This is a genomic window from Microbacterium aurantiacum (genome assembly GCF_021654035.1).
In the GTDB taxonomy this organism is placed as follows: Bacteria; Actinomycetota; Actinomycetes; order Actinomycetales; family Microbacteriaceae; genus Microbacterium; species Microbacterium aurantiacum.
In genome coordinates this window covers 74,956-90,808 of the sequence record NZ_JAJPDW010000004.1, presented here as the reverse complement: position 1 = coordinate 90,808, position 15,853 = coordinate 74,956, and the positions used below count along the sequence as shown (strand labels likewise).

Annotated in this window: 15 protein-coding genes; 7 read left to right on the top strand and 8 right to left on the bottom strand. The window is 69.2% G+C overall.

What is annotated here, in order from left to right; genetic code table 11:
• Nucleotides 1–33 precede the first annotated feature (33 nt).
• The 6 genes from LTL01_RS10345 (at nt 34) to LTL01_RS10320 (ending at nt 4,449) form a co-directional block, all read left to right on the top strand.
• Nucleotides 34–669 (top strand): superoxide dismutase, encoded by a 636-nt coding sequence (locus LTL01_RS10345; protein ID WP_236968494.1) that lies wholly within the window; start codon nt 34–36, stop codon nt 667–669.
• 104 nt (nt 670–773) lie between these two features.
• Entirely contained in the window at nt 774–1,784 is a 1,011-nt protein-coding gene (gap, locus tag LTL01_RS10340) for a type I glyceraldehyde-3-phosphate dehydrogenase (protein ID WP_236968493.1), read from the top strand.
• A 5-nt stretch (nt 1,785–1,789) separates the two neighbouring features.
• Entirely contained in the window at nt 1,790–3,004 is a 1,215-nt protein-coding gene (locus LTL01_RS10335) for a phosphoglycerate kinase (RefSeq protein ID WP_236968492.1), read from the top strand.
• A complete protein-coding gene (tpiA, locus tag LTL01_RS10330) occupies nt 2,995–3,786 on the top strand; it encodes a triose-phosphate isomerase (RefSeq protein ID WP_236968491.1) in 792 nt (263 codons plus the stop codon). Before LTL01_RS10335 ends, tpiA begins: the two co-directional genes overlap by 10 nt.
• Nucleotides 3,787–3,844: 58 nt before the next feature.
• Nucleotides 3,845–4,093, top strand: coding sequence for a preprotein translocase subunit SecG (secG, locus tag LTL01_RS10325; RefSeq protein ID WP_053547329.1), 249 nt, complete (start codon nt 3,845–3,847; stop codon nt 4,091–4,093).
• A complete protein-coding gene (locus tag LTL01_RS10320) occupies nt 4,093–4,449 on the top strand; it encodes an RNA polymerase-binding protein RbpA (protein WP_236968490.1) in 357 nt (118 codons plus the stop codon). Before secG ends, LTL01_RS10320 begins: the two co-directional genes overlap by 1 nt.
• A 59-nt stretch (nt 4,450–4,508) precedes the next feature.
• Here LTL01_RS10320 and pgl read toward each other — a convergent pair whose 3' ends face one another.
• Genes pgl through tkt form a run of 6 tightly spaced genes read right to left on the bottom strand, consistent with a single transcriptional unit; the run spans nt 4,509 to nt 12,647 of the window.
• A complete protein-coding gene (gene pgl / locus LTL01_RS10315) occupies nt 4,509–5,285 on the bottom strand; it encodes a 6-phosphogluconolactonase (RefSeq protein WP_236968610.1) in 777 nt (258 codons plus the stop codon).
• Nucleotides 5,286–5,290: 5 nt separating this feature from the next.
• Nucleotides 5,291–6,259: a glucose-6-phosphate dehydrogenase assembly protein OpcA gene (locus LTL01_RS10310; RefSeq protein ID WP_236968489.1), complete on the bottom strand. Its 969-nt coding sequence runs from the start codon at nt 6,257–6,259 to the stop codon at nt 5,291–5,293.
• Nucleotides 6,256–7,806, bottom strand: a complete 1,551-nt coding sequence (zwf, locus tag LTL01_RS10305; RefSeq protein WP_236968488.1) for a glucose-6-phosphate dehydrogenase — start codon at nt 7,804–7,806, stop codon at nt 6,256–6,258. Before zwf ends, LTL01_RS10310 begins: the two co-directional genes overlap by 4 nt.
• Before the next feature lie 13 nt (nt 7,807–7,819).
• Nucleotides 7,820–9,442, bottom strand: a complete 1,623-nt coding sequence (locus LTL01_RS10300) for a phosphoglucose isomerase-related protein (protein ID WP_236968487.1) — start codon at nt 9,440–9,442, stop codon at nt 7,820–7,822.
• Nucleotides 9,439–10,554, bottom strand: coding sequence for a transaldolase (gene tal / locus LTL01_RS10295; protein WP_236968486.1), 1,116 nt, complete (start codon nt 10,552–10,554; stop codon nt 9,439–9,441). Before tal ends, LTL01_RS10300 begins: the two co-directional genes overlap by 4 nt.
• Complete coding sequence (gene tkt / locus LTL01_RS10290; RefSeq protein WP_236968485.1) at nt 10,551–12,647, bottom strand: transketolase; 2,097 nt, start codon at nt 12,645–12,647, stop codon at nt 10,551–10,553. The genes tal and tkt overlap by 4 nt, the downstream gene beginning before the upstream one ends.
• 224 nt (nt 12,648–12,871) lie before the next feature.
• Between tkt and LTL01_RS10285 the strand changes: the two genes are divergently transcribed.
• Entirely contained in the window at nt 12,872–13,804 is a 933-nt protein-coding gene (locus LTL01_RS10285) for a heme o synthase (protein ID WP_236968609.1), read from the top strand.
• 85 nt (nt 13,805–13,889) lie between these two features.
• On the opposite strand, the gene LTL01_RS10280 is transcribed toward LTL01_RS10285, so the two are convergent.
• Nucleotides 13,890–14,369 carry a dinucleotide-utilizing enzyme gene (locus tag LTL01_RS10280; RefSeq protein WP_236968484.1) on the bottom strand — a complete coding sequence of 160 codons (480 nt, stop codon included), beginning with the start codon at nt 14,367–14,369 and terminating at the stop codon, nt 13,890–13,892.
• 117 nt (nt 14,370–14,486) lie between these two features.
• Nucleotides 14,487–15,635: a COX15/CtaA family protein gene (locus LTL01_RS10275; RefSeq protein WP_064319350.1), complete on the bottom strand. Its 1,149-nt coding sequence runs from the start codon at nt 15,633–15,635 to the stop codon at nt 14,487–14,489.
• Nucleotides 15,636–15,853 lie beyond the last annotated feature (218 nt).

The following is a 15,853-nucleotide window of genomic DNA, read 5'->3' as shown; positions in this document are numbered from 1 at the left end:
TCGTCGGCGCCGCGCCGATAGGAAGAAGAGAACATGGCGAAGTACACCTTGCCCGACCTCCCCTATGACTTTGCGGCTCTGGAGCCGCACATCAGCGGCAAGATCATGGAGCTGCATCATGACAAGCACCACCAGGCGTATGTGACCGGCGCGAACACCGCGCTTGAGCAGCTCGCGGAGGCCCGTGAGAGCGGGAACCTCGCGAATGTGAACAAGCTCGAGAAGGATCTGGCCTTCAACCTCGGCGGCCACGTCAACCACTCGATCTTCTGGACCAACCTCGCTCCCGCGAACGACGGCGGCGGGGGAGAGCCCGAGGGCGAACTGCGCGCGGCGATCGATGAGTTCTTCGGCGGGTTCGACACCTTCAAGGCGCACTTCACGGCGGCTGCCACCGGCATCCAGGGCTCGGGTTGGGCGGTGCTGAGCTGGGACCCGATCGGTGAGCAGCTCATCATCCAGCAGCTCTTCGACCAGCAGAGCAACACCGCGCAGGGCACCATCCCGGTGTTCCAGCTCGACATGTGGGAGCACGCCTTCTACCTCGACTACCTCAACGTCAAGGCGGACTACGTCTCCGCGGCCTGGAACATCGCGAACTGGCAGAACGTGGCGCAGCGTCTCGACGCCGCTCGTGGGAAGACCGCGGGCCTGCTGGTACTGTCGTAAACGGCGTGGGCGTCCCGGCGGGATTCCCCGCCGGGACGCCGTTGTCCACTGTCTGAATCGCACCAACCGCGCGCTCGCGCACGACACTTCTCAGGAGAAACTCCGTGGCTGTCAAGATCGGTATCAACGGCTTCGGCCGTATCGGACGCAACTTCCTCCGCGCGGCCCTCGAACAGGGCGCGGACCTGGAGATCGTGGCGGTGAACGACCTCACCGACAACAAGTCCCTCGCGCACCTCCTCAAGTACGACTCCGTCGGCGGACGCCTGTCGGAAGAGGTGTCGTACACCGAGGACTCCATCATCGTCGGAGGCAAGAGCATCAAGGTGTTCGAGGAGCGCGACCCCGCGAACCTCCCCTGGGGCGAGCTCGGCGTCGACATCGTCATCGAATCGACCGGACGCTTCACCAAGGCTGCGGATGCCGGCAAGCACATCGCAGGTGGCGCCAAGAAGGTCCTCATCTCGGCTCCCGGCACCGACGTCGACGGCACGTTCGTGATGGGTGTCAACGACGGCGAGTACGACCCCGAGACGATGCACATCATCTCGAACGCCTCGTGCACCACGAACTGCCTCGCCCCGCTCGCGAAGGTGTTCAACGACAACTTCGGCATCGAGCGCGGCTTCATGATGACCGCGCACGCGTACACCGCCGACCAGAACCTGCAGGACGGCCCCCACGGTGACCTGCACCGTGCGCGTGCCGCCGCGCTGAACATCGTCCCCGCCGCGACCGGCGCCGCCAAGGCCATCGGCCTCGTGCTGCCCGAACTGAACGGCAAGCTGAGCGGCTCGTCCTACCGCGTTCCGGTTCCCACCGGCTCGATCGTCGACCTCACCATCATCACGCCGACCGAGGGTCTGACCAAGGAGACCATCAACGCCGCGTACGAGAAGGCCGCCGCCGAGGGTGCCCTCGTCGGCTACCTGAAGTACAACACCGACCCGATCGTCTCCACCGACATCGTCCACGACCCGTCGTCCTCCGTCTTCGACGCGGGCCAGACCAACGTCAGCGGCAACCTCGTCAAGGTCTCCGCCTGGTACGACAACGAGTGGGGCTACTCCAACCGTCTGGTCGACCTGACCTCTCTCGTCGCCTCCAAGCTCTGATCGTCATGGCACTGCGCACCCTCGAGTCGCTGGGTTCGCTTGCCGGCAAGCGCGTCATCGTCCGTGCCGACTTCAACGTCCCCCTCAAGGACGGTCGGATCACGGACGATGGCCGCGTGCGGGCGGCGCTCCCGACCCTGAACGCCCTGATCAACGCCGGCGCACGCGTGGTCGTCTGCTCGCACCTCGGCCGCCCCGACGGGGCGCCGGATGCGAAGTACAGCCTGGAACCGGTGGCCCAGCGCCTCTCCGAGCTCCTCGGGTCGCCGGTCGCGTTCGCGCGGGACACCGTGGGCGAGTCGGCGCGTGACGCCGTGGCGGCGCTCGAGGACGGGGACGTCGCCGTCATCGAGAATCTCCGCTTCAACGCCGGAGAGACCGCGAAGGACGACGCGGTGCGCCGCGCCTTCGCGGAGGAGCTCGCCGCCCTCGGCGATGTGCTCGTGTCCGACGGCTTCGGCGTCGTGCATCGCAAGCAGGCCTCGGTCTACGATCTCGCAGAGCTTCTTCCGTCGGCTGCGGGACTGCTCATCGAGAAGGAGGTCGACGTCCTCGACCGCCTGACCGAGAACCCGGAGCGTCCGTACACCGTGGTTCTGGGTGGATCGAAGGTGAGCGACAAGCTCGGCGTCATCGAGCATCTCCTCCCGCGCGTCGACCGCATCCTCGTCGGCGGCGGCATGCTGTTCACCTTCCTCGCCGCGAAGGGCTACCGAGTGGGCTCCAGCCTCCTCGAGAAGGACCAGATCGACACCGTCACCCGGTACATGATCACTGCCGCCGAACGCGGCGTCGAGATCGTCCTCCCGGTCGACGCGGTGATGGCGTCCGCCTTCGCGGCCGATGCCGAGCACGTCGTGGCTCCGGCCGACGCGCTGGAGGAGACGCCGTTCGGCGCGTCCGGTCTCGGTCTGGACATCGGTCCGGAAACCGCCCGCATCTTCGCGGACGCGGTCCGGTCGAGCCGCACGGTGTTCTGGAACGGCCCGATGGGCGTGTTCGAGATGCCGGCGTTCGCGGCGGGGACCAAGGCCGTGGCCGAGGCTCTGACCGCGGTGGACGGGCTGTCCGTCGTCGGTGGCGGCGACTCCGCCGCCGCTGTCCGTCAGCTCGGATTCACCGACGACGCCTTCGGTCACATCTCGACCGGCGGCGGCGCCAGCCTCGAGTTCCTCGAGGGCAAGAAGCTCCCCGGACTGGAGGTCCTCGGATGGCAATGACCACACGGATGCCGCTCATCGCGGGCAACTGGAAGATGAACCTGGATCACCTCCAGGCGGTGGCGTTCGTGCAGAAGCTGCACTGGACCCTCAAGGACGCCGGACACGACCACAGCACCGTCGAGGTCGCCGTGTTCCCGCCGTTCACCGATCTGCGCACGGTCCAGACGCTCCTGGATGCGGACAAGATCCCCTTCGCCCTCGGCGCGCAGGACCTGTCCACGCACGACTCGGGTGCCTACACCGGTGAGATCTCGGGTGCCTTCCTGTCGAAGCTGGACGCACGTTACGTCATCATCGGGCACTCGGAGCGGCGCGAATACCACGCGGAGGGCGATGACGTCGTCGCCGCGAAGGTGCAGGCCGCCCTCCGCCACGGACTCGTCCCCGTCATCTGCGTCGGAGAGACCAGCGAGGACCTGGAGAAGTTCGGCGCCAGTGCCGTGCCCGTGTCCCAGCTGCGCGCGGCCCTCGACGGGGTCGCTGCGGACGCGGACATCGTCGTGGCGTATGAGCCAGTGTGGGCGATCGGTTCCGGCCAGGCCGCGACCCCGGAGCAGGCGCAGGATGTCTGCGCGAAGCTCCGCGACGTCGTCGCCGAGGCGCTGGATGCCGACGCGGCCGCGCGCACGCGTGTGCTCTACGGGGGATCGGTGAAGGCGGCGAACATCGCCGGCTTCATGAGGGAACCCGACGTGGACGGAGCCCTGGTCGGCGGCGCGAGTCTGCTGGTCGACGAGTTCTCCTCGATCATCCGTTTCCAGAAACACGTCGGCGTCTGACCCCGCCTATACTGGGAAATCGTGCGCCCCGACGGGCGCGGTGAAAGGCGTAAGTTCCGTGCAGATCCTCGAGTTCGTCCTGCAGGTCATGCTGGGCATCACCAGTCTCCTGCTGACCCTCCTCATCCTGCTCCACAAGGGGCGTGGCGGGGGTCTGTCCGACATGTTCGGCGGGGGCATGACCTCGGCACTCGGCTCGTCCGGGCTCGCGGAGCGCAACCTCAATCGATTCACGATCGTGCTCGCGCTGGTGTGGTTCGTCGCCATCGTCTCGCTCGGGCTCATCACGAAGTTCCAGGGGATCTGATGGCAACCGGAGGAAACGCCATCCGCGGTACGCGGGTGGGTGCGGGCCCCATGGGGGAGCAGGATCACGGCTTCCACGCCGATCGCGTCGCGGTCTCCTACTGGGATGCCCTCGGCAACGAGACGGTGCGGTACTTCGCTGCGGGCATCCCCGACGAGGAGATCCCGGAGACGATCGATTCGCCCCACTCCGGTCTGCCCGCCGGTCGCGATAAGGACAACCCGCCTGCACTGGCCAAGACCGAACCGTACAAGACGCATCTCGCCTATGTGAAGGAGCGCCGCACGGAGGAGGAAGCCGAGGCACTTCTCGACGACGCGCTCGCGCAGCTGCGGGATCGTCGCGGTCAAGACTGACTCGCTCAGCGAGGACGACAGAGCCGGACCCGCTGTGGAGGCGGGTCCGGCTCTGTCGTTCACTCCCGGTCGATGAGTTCCGGCGGGACGTTGCCCGCGGCATCCTCGTCGACGAAGAACATGGTCTGTTTGCGGCCCTTGGCGCCGGCCGCGGGGACGCTCGCGTAACTGGCGCCGGCCAGCGCCAGGCCGAGGGCGGACGCCTTGTCGGTACCGGCGAGGACCATCCACACCCGCTGGGCGCTGTTGATGACCGGTCGGGTCATGCTCACGCGCTCCGGCGGAGGCTTGGGGGAGTCGCGGACGGCGACGACGGCGCGATCCGTGACCCCGATCTCGGACCGGTCGGGGAAGAGCGATGCGATGTGGCCGTCGGGTCCGACACCCAGGAAACAGATGTCGAACGCCGGCCACGCGGAGTTCTCCGAGCCGAAGCGCGCGAGTTCGGCGGCGTACGCGTCTGCGGCGTCGTCGAGTCCGATCCCGCTGTCCGCAGCGGCGATCGCGTGGATGTTCGCGTCCGGCACAGGAAGGGAGTCCAGGAGCGCCTCACGCGCCTGGGTCTCGTTCCGATCGGCGTGTCCGCGGTCGAGGTATCGCTCATCGCTCCACCAGAAGTGGACCCGCGTCCAGTCGACACGTTCCCGCTTCGGATGCCGTGACACCGCGGCGAGGACGGCCGACCCCATCGAGCCCCCGGTGAGGGAGACATGGGCGATGTCGCTGGACTCGAGCCGCTTGGCGACCTTGCGGAGGAAGCGATCGGCGACGGAACGGGCGAGGGCCGTCGGGTCCGTGCTGATGATGACGCGCTTCTCGGACCAGACTTCGACCATGCCGCTCATCTCCGTGTTTCGTCCTGCGCCTTCGCGTTACCCGGGGGGCCCAGGAGCTCCCACCCCTCCGTAATCACTCGACCATACAGGACGTCCGGATCGAGACGGCGGAGCTCCTCGGCGAGGCACTCGCGCAGTGTGCGCCGGGGGAAGGCGAGGTCGTGACTCGGCTGCTCGGGCTGGGTGAGGATCGCCACATCCGAGCTGGGTCGCTCCAGGACGATGTCCCCGCTGTCGCGGTGGAGGCTCACCGACTTGATGCCGTGCGGCCACTCTTCGGCGGACAGGTACGCCCAGTCCACCGGGACGTCCAGAGCCAGACGGAGCCACGCCGCGAGGAGTGCCGTGGACGGCGAATCAGCGGCGCCGCGCACGGTCACCGCGGTCACGGGCTCGTACGGAGGCTGATCGAGGATCGCCGCGAGCTGCTCGCGCCAGCGGGTGAGGCGGGTCCACGAGAGGTCGGTGTCTCCCGGCGCGTAGGAGGCCCCGAGCCCCGCGACCCACGCAGTGGGATCGGGCTTCGTCGCGGCATCCGTGATGCGGCGCTGGGCGATGCGGCCGATGGACGTCTTCGCCGGGACCGGCGGGGTCTCATCGGGCCACCAGACCACGACCGGTGCATCGGGGAGGAGAAGGCCGGTCACGAGCGACTCCAGGGGTGCGCGCCCCGCCTCGCCGACCACGTGCAACGTGACGACCTCGCTCGCGCCGGCGTCGCCGCCCACCCGGATCTGCGCATTCAGGCAGGAGTCGGTCTGGGCGCCGTCGCCGATCATCAGGACGATCACGCGCATCGGATGCTCGCGGGAGGCGTCGTTCGCCGCTTCGATCACGGCTTCCTCGGCGCCGAGCCGGGTGATGATGATGAGGGTCAGGACGCGCCCGAGCGCGACCGCGCCACCCTCCTCCCGGACGCTCACGAGCGCCCGGGAGATCTTGCTCACGGTGGTGTCGGGAAGATCGACGATCACGGGCGCCTCCAGATGCGTCCATCGCGGGCGAGCATCTCGTCCGCGGAATCGGGGCCCCACGAACCGGGGGCGTACTGCTCGAGGGGGCCGCCCTGCTCCGCCCAGAACTTCTCGATGGGGTCGAGGATCTTCCAGGAGAGCTCGACCTCCTCGTGGCGCGGGAACAGCGGCGGGTCTCCGAGCAGGACGTCGAGGATGAGACGTTCGTAGGCTTCGGGGCTCGCCTCGGTGAACGCGTGGCCGTACCCGAAGTCCATCGTCACGTCCCGCACCTGCGCGCCCGCGCCCGGAACCTTGGACCCGAAGCGGATGGTGACGCCCTCGTCGGGCTGGACGCGGATGACGAGCGCGTTCTGGCCCTGTCCCGACGTCTGGCTCCGCGGGAAGAGCATCTCCGGTGCGCGCTTGAAGACCACGGCGATCTCCGTGACGCGTCGACCGAGGCGCTTCCCGGTGCGCAGGTAGAAGGGGACGCCTTCCCAGCGCCGCGTGTTGATCTCGAGGGTGATCGCGGCGTACGTCTCCGTCGGGGACTGGGGGTTCATCCCGTCCTCTTCCAGGAAACCGAGGACCTTCTCGCCGCCCTGCCAGCCGCCGGCGTACTGACCGCGCGCGGTCGAACGCGCCAGGTCGTCCGGAAGCGTGACCGCGGCGAGGACCTTCTCCTTCTCGGCGCGGAGATCCTTCGCGTCGAAGGAGATCGGCTCCTCCATCGCCGTCAGGGCGAGCAGCTGCAGCAGGTGGTTCTGGATGACGTCGCGCGCCGCGCCGATGCCGTCGTAGTAGCCCGCCCGTCCGCCGACGCCGATGTCCTCGGCCATCGTGATCTGGACGTGGTCCACGTAGTTGCGGTTCCAGATCGGCTCGTAGAGTTCGTTGGCGAAGCGCAGCGCGAGGATGTTCTGCACCGTCTCCTTGCCGAGGTAGTGGTCGATCCGGAAGATCGAGTCGGTCGGGAACGCCGACCGGAGGGCGTCGTTGAGCTCTCGCGCCGAGGCGAGGTCGTGCCCGAAGGGCTTCTCGATGACGACGCGGCGCCAGCGCTCCGGGCTGTCGGCGGTGTCGTCGACGAGGCCCGAGGCCTTCAGCTGCTCCGCGACCTGCGGGAAGTCCTTGGGCGGGATCGACAGGTAGAACGCGTGGTTGCCCATCGTCCCGCGCTCGGTGTCGAGCTTCTGGACGGTCTCGCGGAGGCGCCGGAACGCGTCGGGGTCGCCGAACTCGCCCGAGACGAAACGGATCCCCTGCAGGAGCTGCTGCCAGGTCTCCTCGCGGAACTCCGTGCGCGCGTTCTGCCGGACGGCGTCGTAGACGACCTTCGCGAAGTCCTGATCCTCCCAGTCGCGACGCGCGAACCCGACGAGCGCGAAGCCCGGCGGGAGGAGGCCGCGATTGGCGAGGTCGTAGACGGCGGGCATGAGCTTCTTCCGCGACAGATCGCCCGTGACGCCGAAGATCACCAGGGCGCTGGGCCCTGCGATGCGATTCAGGCGGCGGTCGTCGGCGGCGCGGAGCGGGTTCTTCCCGCGTGAGATCTCGACGGTCATCGAACTGGAACTCCTACTGTGCCGCTTCGAACAGCGACAGGATCTCGATCTGCGGATCGGTGAGGGTGAGGGTCACGACGGGACGGCCGTGGCCGTCGGCCAGGACACGGGCATCGCCCGCCGCCTGAGCCGCGATGAGCTCGCCGAAGGTGAACGGCAGCCCGGGGATCTCGAGGTCGACGTCCGTGGCCTCGAGGATCTGCAGGAACACGCCGTTGGCCGGACCGCCCTTGTGGTACTGCCCCGTGGAGTGCAGGAAACGCGGCCCCCACCCGAAGGTCGTGGGCCGCGCCGCATCGGCGGCGACGAGCTCGCGCAGTCCCTGCAGATGCGGCAGGGATGTCCGGTCGACGTACGCCTGGACCGAGACGTAGCCGCCCTGCGGGATCTCGGCCCACAGCGCGTCCAGCACGCCGGCGATGGTGCCGGATGCCGCGAGCGCGGGGTCCGACACGCGGACCTCCACTCCGTCGACGGTGAACGCCGGCGCCGTGGGTGCGGGCCGGTCGCGCAGCAGGGCGCGTGCGGCGGTCTTCGCCGATTCGACGTCGGGCTGGTCGAACGGGTTGATCCCCAGCATCCGTCCGGCGATCGCGGTGGCGTACTCCCACACGACGAACTGGGCGCCGAGGGATCCGCTGATGAGGATCTCGCCGGGATGGTGCTCGAACAGATGGAACCGGCGCGCCTCGTCGACCAGGCGCACGATCTGAAGGTCCTCCGGGGTCGCCTCGACCTCGGGCGAGACGGGGAGGAGGACCACCGGGAGGATGCCGGTACCGTCCTTCCCGGTCGACTCCGCGACGAGCTGCTCGATCCAGTCCGGCAGGCCGACGATGTGCGTGCCGTCGGTGACGAGCCCGAGCTTGTCGCGGCGGGGGTCGCCGCCGGCCAGCGCCGCGGCGAGGACGAGAGCGGGGTTGTCCGGACTGTCGATCGCGACTTCGAGCAGGGTCGCCTCGGCTTCGTCGAGGAGACCGGCGATGTCTGCACCCGCGAGTCCCGCCGGAACGAGCCCGAACGCGGTCAACGCCGAGTACCGGCCGCCGACGGTCGGGTCAGCGTGGAAGACGGTGTAGCCGTCGGCCCGGGCTGCGACATCGAGCGGCGAACCCGGGTCGGTGACGACGACGATGCGCTCGGCGGGGTCGATGCCGAGGTCGCGGAACGCCGCCTCGAACGCGCGCTTCGCGGCATCCGTCTCCACCGTGCCGCCGGACTTCGACGACACCACGAGCACCGTGTGCTCGAGCCCGCCGGATTCTGCGTCGCCGTCGATCGCCGACAGCACCTGCGCCGGCGAGGTCGAATCGAGGACGACCAACGGCACGTGCGCGGTCCGGGTGATGACCTCGGGTGCGAGCGACGAGCCGCCCATGCCCGCCAGGACGACGCGCGTCACGCCGCGGGCGATGAGTCCCTCGCGCAGGGCGAGGATCTCTCCGACCAGCGGACGGGAGACGGAGACGGCCTGCAGCCATCCGAGCCGCTCGGAGGCCTCGGCCTCGGCCGCCGGGCCCCACAGCGACGAATCGCCCGCCGTGAGGCCCGACGCCACCAGCTCGGACACGAGGATGGGCAGTGTCGCATCGACGACCGCCTTCACGTGTCCGCTCAGGTGGATGTCAAAGGTCATGCGGATGTCTCCTGGGCGGAGCGCAGCGCCTCCGTGACGGTCTGCTGGAGCTCGTGCCAGGAGGCGATGAACTTCTCCACGCCTTCGTCCTCGAGCAGCTGGGTCACCTCGACGAGGTCGATCCCCGCTGCGGCGAGGCGGTCGAAGACCTCGTGTGCGTCGCCGTAGTTGCCGGTGATCGTGTCGCCGGAGATCTCCGCGTGGTCGAACGTGGCCTCGAGCGTCTTCTCGGGCATGGTGTTGACCGTGCCCGGCGCGACCAGCTCGGTCACGTAGAGGGTGTCCGGGAGCGCCGGGTCCTTGACGCCGGTGGATGCCCACAGCGGACGCTGGAGGTTCGCGCCGGCGTTGACCAGCGCCTGGGCGCGGCCGGTGGCGAACTCCTTCTGGAAGAGCTCGAACGCCAGACGGGCGTTGGCGACACCGGCCTTGGACTTCAGCTGCTCGGCGTCGCCGCCGATCGCCGTGAGGCGCTTGTCGACCTCGGTGTCCACCCGCGAGACGAAGAACGACGCCACCGAGTGGATGCCGGCGAGGTCGTGCCCGGCGGCCTGGGCCTGCTCGAGTCCGGTCAGGTACGCGTCGATGACCTCGGCGTAGCGCTCCAGGCTGAAGATCAGCGTGACGTTGACCGAGATGCCCTGTGCGATCACCGCGGTGATCGCCGGGAGGCCGGCCTTCGTGGCGGGGATCTTGATGAGAGCGTTCGGGCGGTCGACGCGCTCCCACAGCTGAACGGCCTGGTCGACCGTGGCGGCGGTGTCGTGGGCGAGATCGGGGGAGACCTCGATCGACACCCGTCCGTCCACTCCGCCGGTGGCGTCGTAGACGGGGCGGAAGATGTCCGCGGCCTCACGCACGTCGTCGGTGGTGATCTCGAAGATGGCCTGATCGGCCACGGCACCGCGAGCGGCGAGCGAGGCGACCTGCTCCTCGTAGGCCGCGCCCTGCGACAGGGCCGTGGCGAAGATCGTCGGGTTGGTCGTGACTCCACTGACGTTGCGGCTGGTGATGAGCTCGGTCAGGTTGCCGGACGTGATGCGCTCACGTGAGAGGTCGTCGAGCCAGATGCTGACGCCCGCGGCGGCGAGCTGTTCGGTGGGGGTGCTCATGCGTTCTCCTGGATCGTTTCGCGAGCCGCCGCGACGACGGCCTCGGCGGTGATGCCGAACTTCTGGAAAAGGGTCTTGTAGTCGGCGCTCGCTCCGAAGTGCTCGATGGAGACGGAGCGTCCGGTGTCCCCGACGATGTCGCGCCAGCTGAGGGCGAGTCCGGCTTCGACCGAGACGCGCGCCTTCACGGCACGGGGCAGCACGCTTTCGCGGTACGCCTCGTCCTGCTCGGCGAACCATTCCAGCGACGGTGCCGACACGACGCGGGCGTTGACACCCTCCTCGGCCAGCGTCGCGCGGGCTTCGACGGCCAACTGCACTTCCGACCCTGTGGCGACGAGGATGACGTCGGGGCTGCCGTTCGGCGCCTCCGCGAGGATGTACGCGCCCTTGGCGGTCAGCTCTGCGCTGGCGAACACGTCACCCGAGGCGTCTCCGTCGCCGCGCTCGAACACCGGGATGTTCTGGCGGGTCAGCGCGAGACCACCGGGGCCCTCGTTCCGACGCAGGAGTTCGAGCCATGCCACCGCGGTCTCGTTGGCGTCCGCGGGACGCACCACCGTGAAGTTCGGGATGGCGCGCAGGGAGGCGAGCTGCTCGATCGGCTGGTGGGTGGGTCCGTCTTCGCCCAGTGCGACGGAGTCGTGCGTCCAGACGAAGAGGCTCGGGATGTTCATCAGCGCGGCCAGGCGCACCGCGGGGCGCATGTAGTCGCTGAAGATCAGGAACGTCCCGCCGAAGGCGCGCGTCGGGCCGTGCAGCACGATCCCGTTGATGATCGCGCCCATGGCGTGCTCGCGGATGCCGAAGTGGAGCACACGGCCGTAGGGGTCGCCGGACCATTCGTGGGTCGACCACTGGGCGGGGATGAACGACTTCGCCGACTTGATGGTGGTGAGGTTGGATTCGGCCAGGTCCGCCGATCCGCCCCAGAGCTCGGGAAGGACCTCGGCGAGGGCGTTGAGCACCACGCCGGAGGCGGCACGGGTCGAGACGTCCTTGCCGGATTCGAACGAAGGAAGCGCGGCGGCGACGTCCGCCGGCAGCTCGCGAGCCTCGAGCCGGTCCCACAGCGCCTTGCGCTCCGGGTTGGCATCGGCCCACGCGTCCCACTTCTGCTGCCACTGCACGCGTGCCTCCGCGGCACGCTCGGCGAGGGCGCGGGTGTGGGCGATCACATCTTCGGCGACGGCGAAGGACTGCTCGGGATCGAAGCCGAGCACCTCCTTGGTCGCCTTGAGCTCGTCCGCGCCGAGTGCCGAACCGTGGATCTTGCCGGTGTTCTGCTTGCCCGGGGACGGCCATCCGATAATCGTGCGCAGGATGATGAGGGAAGGCTTGTCGGTCTCACCCTTGGCCGCCTCGATCGCGGCGTGGAGCTCGGCGACATCTTCGACGTACTCGCCCGTGCGCTTCCAGTCCACGGTCTGCACGTGCCAGCCGTAGGCCTCGTACCGGGCGGCGACGTCCTCGGTGTAGGCGACGTTCGTGTCGTCCTCGATCGAGATCTGGTTGGAGTCGTAGATCGCCACGAGGTTGCCGAGCTGCTGGTGACCGGCGAGGCTCGAGGCCTCGCTCGTCACACCCTCCTGCAAGTCGCCGTCACCGGCGATCACGTAGACGTGGTGGTCGAACGGCGAGGTGCCGGCCGCCGCCTCCGGGTCGAAGAGGCCGCGCTCGAAACGAGCCGCGTAAGCGAATCCGACGGCCGAGGCGAGGCCCTGGCCGAGCGGTCCGGTGGTGATCTCCACGCCGTCGGTGTGGCCGAACTCGGGGTGTCCCGGCGTCTTCGAGCCCCAGGTGCGCAGGGACTTCAGGTCGTCCAGCTCGAGGCCGAAGCCGCCGAGGTACAGCTGCACGTACTGGGTCAGCGAGGAGTGGCCCGCCGACAGGATGAACCGGTCGCGTCCGGCCCAGTGGACGTCCTTCGGGTCATGGTTCATCACCCGCTGATACAGCAGGTACGCCGCGGGGGCCAGGCTCATCGCCGTTCCCGGGTGCCCGTTGCCCACCTTCTCGACTGCATCCGCAGCGAGGACGCGGGCGGTGTCCACCGCGCGCCGATCGATCTCATCCCAACGCAGTTCCGACACCGGGCCGCCTTTCTCAAGAGCCGCGCCCGGACGTGGTCGATCCCCGAGGACATTTCCGTGAGGAGAAGGAGGATTCGGCGCTGGGCGCGCGTGTGGACCTCAGCATAGCGAAGGGGTATGCGCCGCCCGTCATGCGTGCCCTCGTATGACGATCCCGGCCGCCGGTCGCCTCGGCGGCATGCCATAGACTTGGGAGGATTTGACTTGCGGTGATTGCGGGGGAGATGGACATCACGTCGACGGTCGGGACGGACGCCACGGTCCGCGACACGCGCCCCTCCTTCGGTCGCGCGGTGCGCGCGTACGTGGCTCTGATGAAACCCCGCGTGCTCGAGCTGCTGCTGGTGACGACGGTCCCGGTCATGATCCTGGCCCAGGGCGGTCTGCCGGACATCTGGCTCGTCCTGGCGACGGTCATCGGCGGGACCGCCAGCGCCGGCTCCGCCGCGGCGTTCAACATGTACCTCGATCGCGACATCGACGCGCACATGCAGCGGACCGTGAACCGCCCGCTCGTGACGGGCGAGGTGTCGCCCCGCGGCGCTCTGATCTTCGCGTGGTCGCTCGCGGTCTTCTCGACGGTATGGCTCTGGGCGACGACGAACGCACTCGCCGCCGCGCTGTCCGCGGGAGCGATCTTCTTCTACGTCGTGATCTACACGATGATCCTCAAGCGCCGCACCGAGCAGAACATCGTCTGGGGCGGGATCGCCGGGTGCTTCCCGGTCGTGATCGGCTGGAGCGCGGTCACGGGGTCGCTCGCGTGGCCGCCGGTCATCCTCTTCGCCCTCGTCTTCCTCTGGACCCCGCCGCACTACTGGCCGCTGTCGATGAAGTACAAGGACCAGTACGAAGAGGTCCAGGTGCCCATGCTCGGTGCGACCCGGGCCGGGTCGCAGGTGGGCCTGCAGGTCATCCTGTACGCCTGGGCGACCGTCGCCTGCTCGCTGCTACTCATCCCCGTCGCCGGCATGGGCGTCGTGTACACCGTCTCCGCGCTCGTGTTCGGCGGATGGTTCATCTACGAGTCCCACCGTCTCTACACGCGGGCGGTGCGAGGTACGGAGCCGCGCCCCATGCGCGTCTTCCACGCGTCGATCACGTACTTGACCCTGCTGTTCGTCGCGATCGCCGTGGACCCGCTGCTTCCCTGGTGACCACCTCGTAGACGATACGAGGAAGGGCCGGCCATCCGTTCGGATGCCCGGCCCTTCCTCCTTCACGGCGCGGTGGTGCGACGTGTCAGCGCGACGTGGAGGTCTTCTCCAGATTGGCGTCGTCCGCGACGGGCGCCTCGCCGGCGTCCGTCGCGCCCGCAGCGTCTCCGTCGCGTGCGGCGTCGTCGAGGTCCGCGGCATCCGCGGAGGGGGCCGTCGTCACCGGTTCGTCGGCGACGTCTGCGGGGCCGGTGGGCGTCGCAGTGTCCGGCGCGACGTAGACGGGCGGCGCCGTGACGGCGTGCGGGCGGAGCGACGCGGCGGCGGCGACGGTGAGAGCCAGCAGGATGCCGATCACACCGGCGCCGATGAGGATGGCGCCGAGGACGGCGACGGACTGACCGACATACACCTCGACGCCGGTCGCGGTGCCGTCGTTCAGGGTGGCGGTCATGATGCCGAGCCGGTCGGAGACCAGCCACGCGCCGACGGCCGTGGTCGCGACCGATCCGACGAGGAGCACCCAGAAGGGGATGCTGCGGGCGAGCGGGGGTCTGGTGGTCATGCGTCATCCTCCTGATCGGGCCGTGAGGGGATCACGGCGTCGTTCAGTCTGAACGGCGCGCTTCCGCCGTTCGTGTGCGTCGTCGATGAATCGGCTGTGAGGGCCGCACCGGACGCGTCAGGCGCGGACCTCGACGTGGTCGTCCGCCGCGACCCGGGGCTCGGCATCCGGGAGTCCGTTCGCCGGACGGGACAGGTGCAGCACCACCGCGGTCATCGCGGCCGCCGTGAGCGCGGCGAGAACCATGTGGACGCCCACGGCGAGGATCGGCAGGCCGTTCCTCGCCTGAAACAGACCGACCGCGATCTGGACGAGTTCCGCCGCGAGCAGCGCGATGCTCCAGCGGGCGAGCAGGGGGGTCAGCTCGCGCTGACGCCACGCTCCGACGACGAGGGCGATCGTCAGGGCGAACAGGAGGTAGCTGGGCCACGCGTGGATGTGCTCCAGCAGCTCCGCGTCGAATCCGCTCCGGCCGGCGTCCGGGTCGCCGGAGTGGGGCCCCGCGCCGGTGGTGAGGATGCCGAAGACGATCGTGACGACGAGGGCGAGGACTGCGCCGCGGGCCGTCCACCGCAGCCACGGCGCGACGGCGGAGACGCGGGGAAGGTCGGGGCGGTTCATCCTGACGAGGAACGCGGCGGTGATGCAGACCAGACCCACCGACACCACGTAGTGGAAGCCGACGATGAAGGGGTTCAGTCCCGTCAGGACCGTGATGCCGCCGACGAGGGCCTGCGCGACGACGCCGATCAGGACGAGCCAGGCCAGCACCACGAGGTCTCGACGTGTCGGAGTGGTCCGGACGGAGCGCACGGCGGCCGCGATCACCGCGACGAGGAGGATGCCGTTGGCGAGAGGGCCGGCCGGGATGTCCAGCGCGACGCCGAGTGCGACGGCGGCCCCGGCCCCGATAATTCCGCCGAGCGCGAACCACAGGGTCGGCGGCAGCGCCCGGCGGCCGCCGGTGCGGACGATGATCCCGATCACGACGGCGAGCGCGAGGATGCCCACGAGACCGGTGAGCGTCCTGTTCCCGAACTCGATGACGCCGTGGATCCCCATCTCCGGGGTGGGCACGATCGAATCGGCCGTGCAGCGCGGCCACGTGGGGCATCCGAGACCGGAGCCGGTCAGTCGGACGGCCCCGCCGGTGCCGATGATGAGGACTTCGGCGAGGAACGACAACCACGCGAAAACACGCAGCGGACCGCCGATCCGACCCGGCAGTCGGCGCGGACGAGGGGTGGCGGTCGCGGGCGCGGACATGGGAGGACCTCCTGGGTCGGATGCCGCCGGGCGCCCGGCGCGGGCCGGAGGGAAGGCGGAACCTGTAGAATCGAGGGGTTCGGTCGCGCGCCGTCGGGCGCAACCCCTTCCGAACAGTTTAGGCGCCGATTCCGGCGCCAGGAGAGGGTCCACCCAGCGGCTTTCCCCGCCGGTAACTCCACCGGTGGATCAGGGGGGCCGGAGCGGATGACACCGCC

Excerpts from the sequence above, each read along its gene's own strand:
- LTL01_RS10275 (WP_064319350.1), bottom strand. The coding sequence starts at position 15,635 with ATGTCCGCGCCCGCGACCGCCACCCCTCGTCCGCGCCGACTGCCGGGT.
- LTL01_RS10345 (WP_236968494.1), top strand. The coding sequence starts at position 34 with ATGGCGAAGTACACCTTGCCCGACCTCCCCTATGACTTTGCGGCTCTG.
- LTL01_RS10285 (WP_236968609.1), top strand. The coding sequence starts at position 12,872 with ATGGACATCACGTCGACGGTCGGGACGGACGCCACGGTCCGCGACACG.
- zwf (WP_236968488.1), bottom strand. The coding sequence starts at position 7,806 with ATGACCGTCGAGATCTCACGCGGGAAGAACCCGCTCCGCGCCGCCGAC.
- LTL01_RS10320 (WP_236968490.1), top strand. The coding sequence starts at position 4,093 with ATGGCAACCGGAGGAAACGCCATCCGCGGTACGCGGGTGGGTGCGGGC.
- LTL01_RS10335 (WP_236968492.1), top strand. The coding sequence starts at position 1,790 with ATGGCACTGCGCACCCTCGAGTCGCTGGGTTCGCTTGCCGGCAAGCGC.
- LTL01_RS10300 (WP_236968487.1), bottom strand. The coding sequence starts at position 9,442 with ATGACCTTTGACATCCACCTGAGCGGACACGTGAAGGCGGTCGTCGAT.
- tal (WP_236968486.1), bottom strand. The coding sequence starts at position 10,554 with ATGAGCACCCCCACCGAACAGCTCGCCGCCGCGGGCGTCAGCATCTGG.
- tpiA (WP_236968491.1), top strand. The coding sequence starts at position 2,995 with ATGGCAATGACCACACGGATGCCGCTCATCGCGGGCAACTGGAAGATG.
- LTL01_RS10280 (WP_236968484.1), bottom strand. The coding sequence starts at position 14,369 with ATGACCACCAGACCCCCGCTCGCCCGCAGCATCCCCTTCTGGGTGCTC.
- pgl (WP_236968610.1), bottom strand. The coding sequence starts at position 5,285 with ATGGTCGAAGTCTGGTCCGAGAAGCGCGTCATCATCAGCACGGACCCG.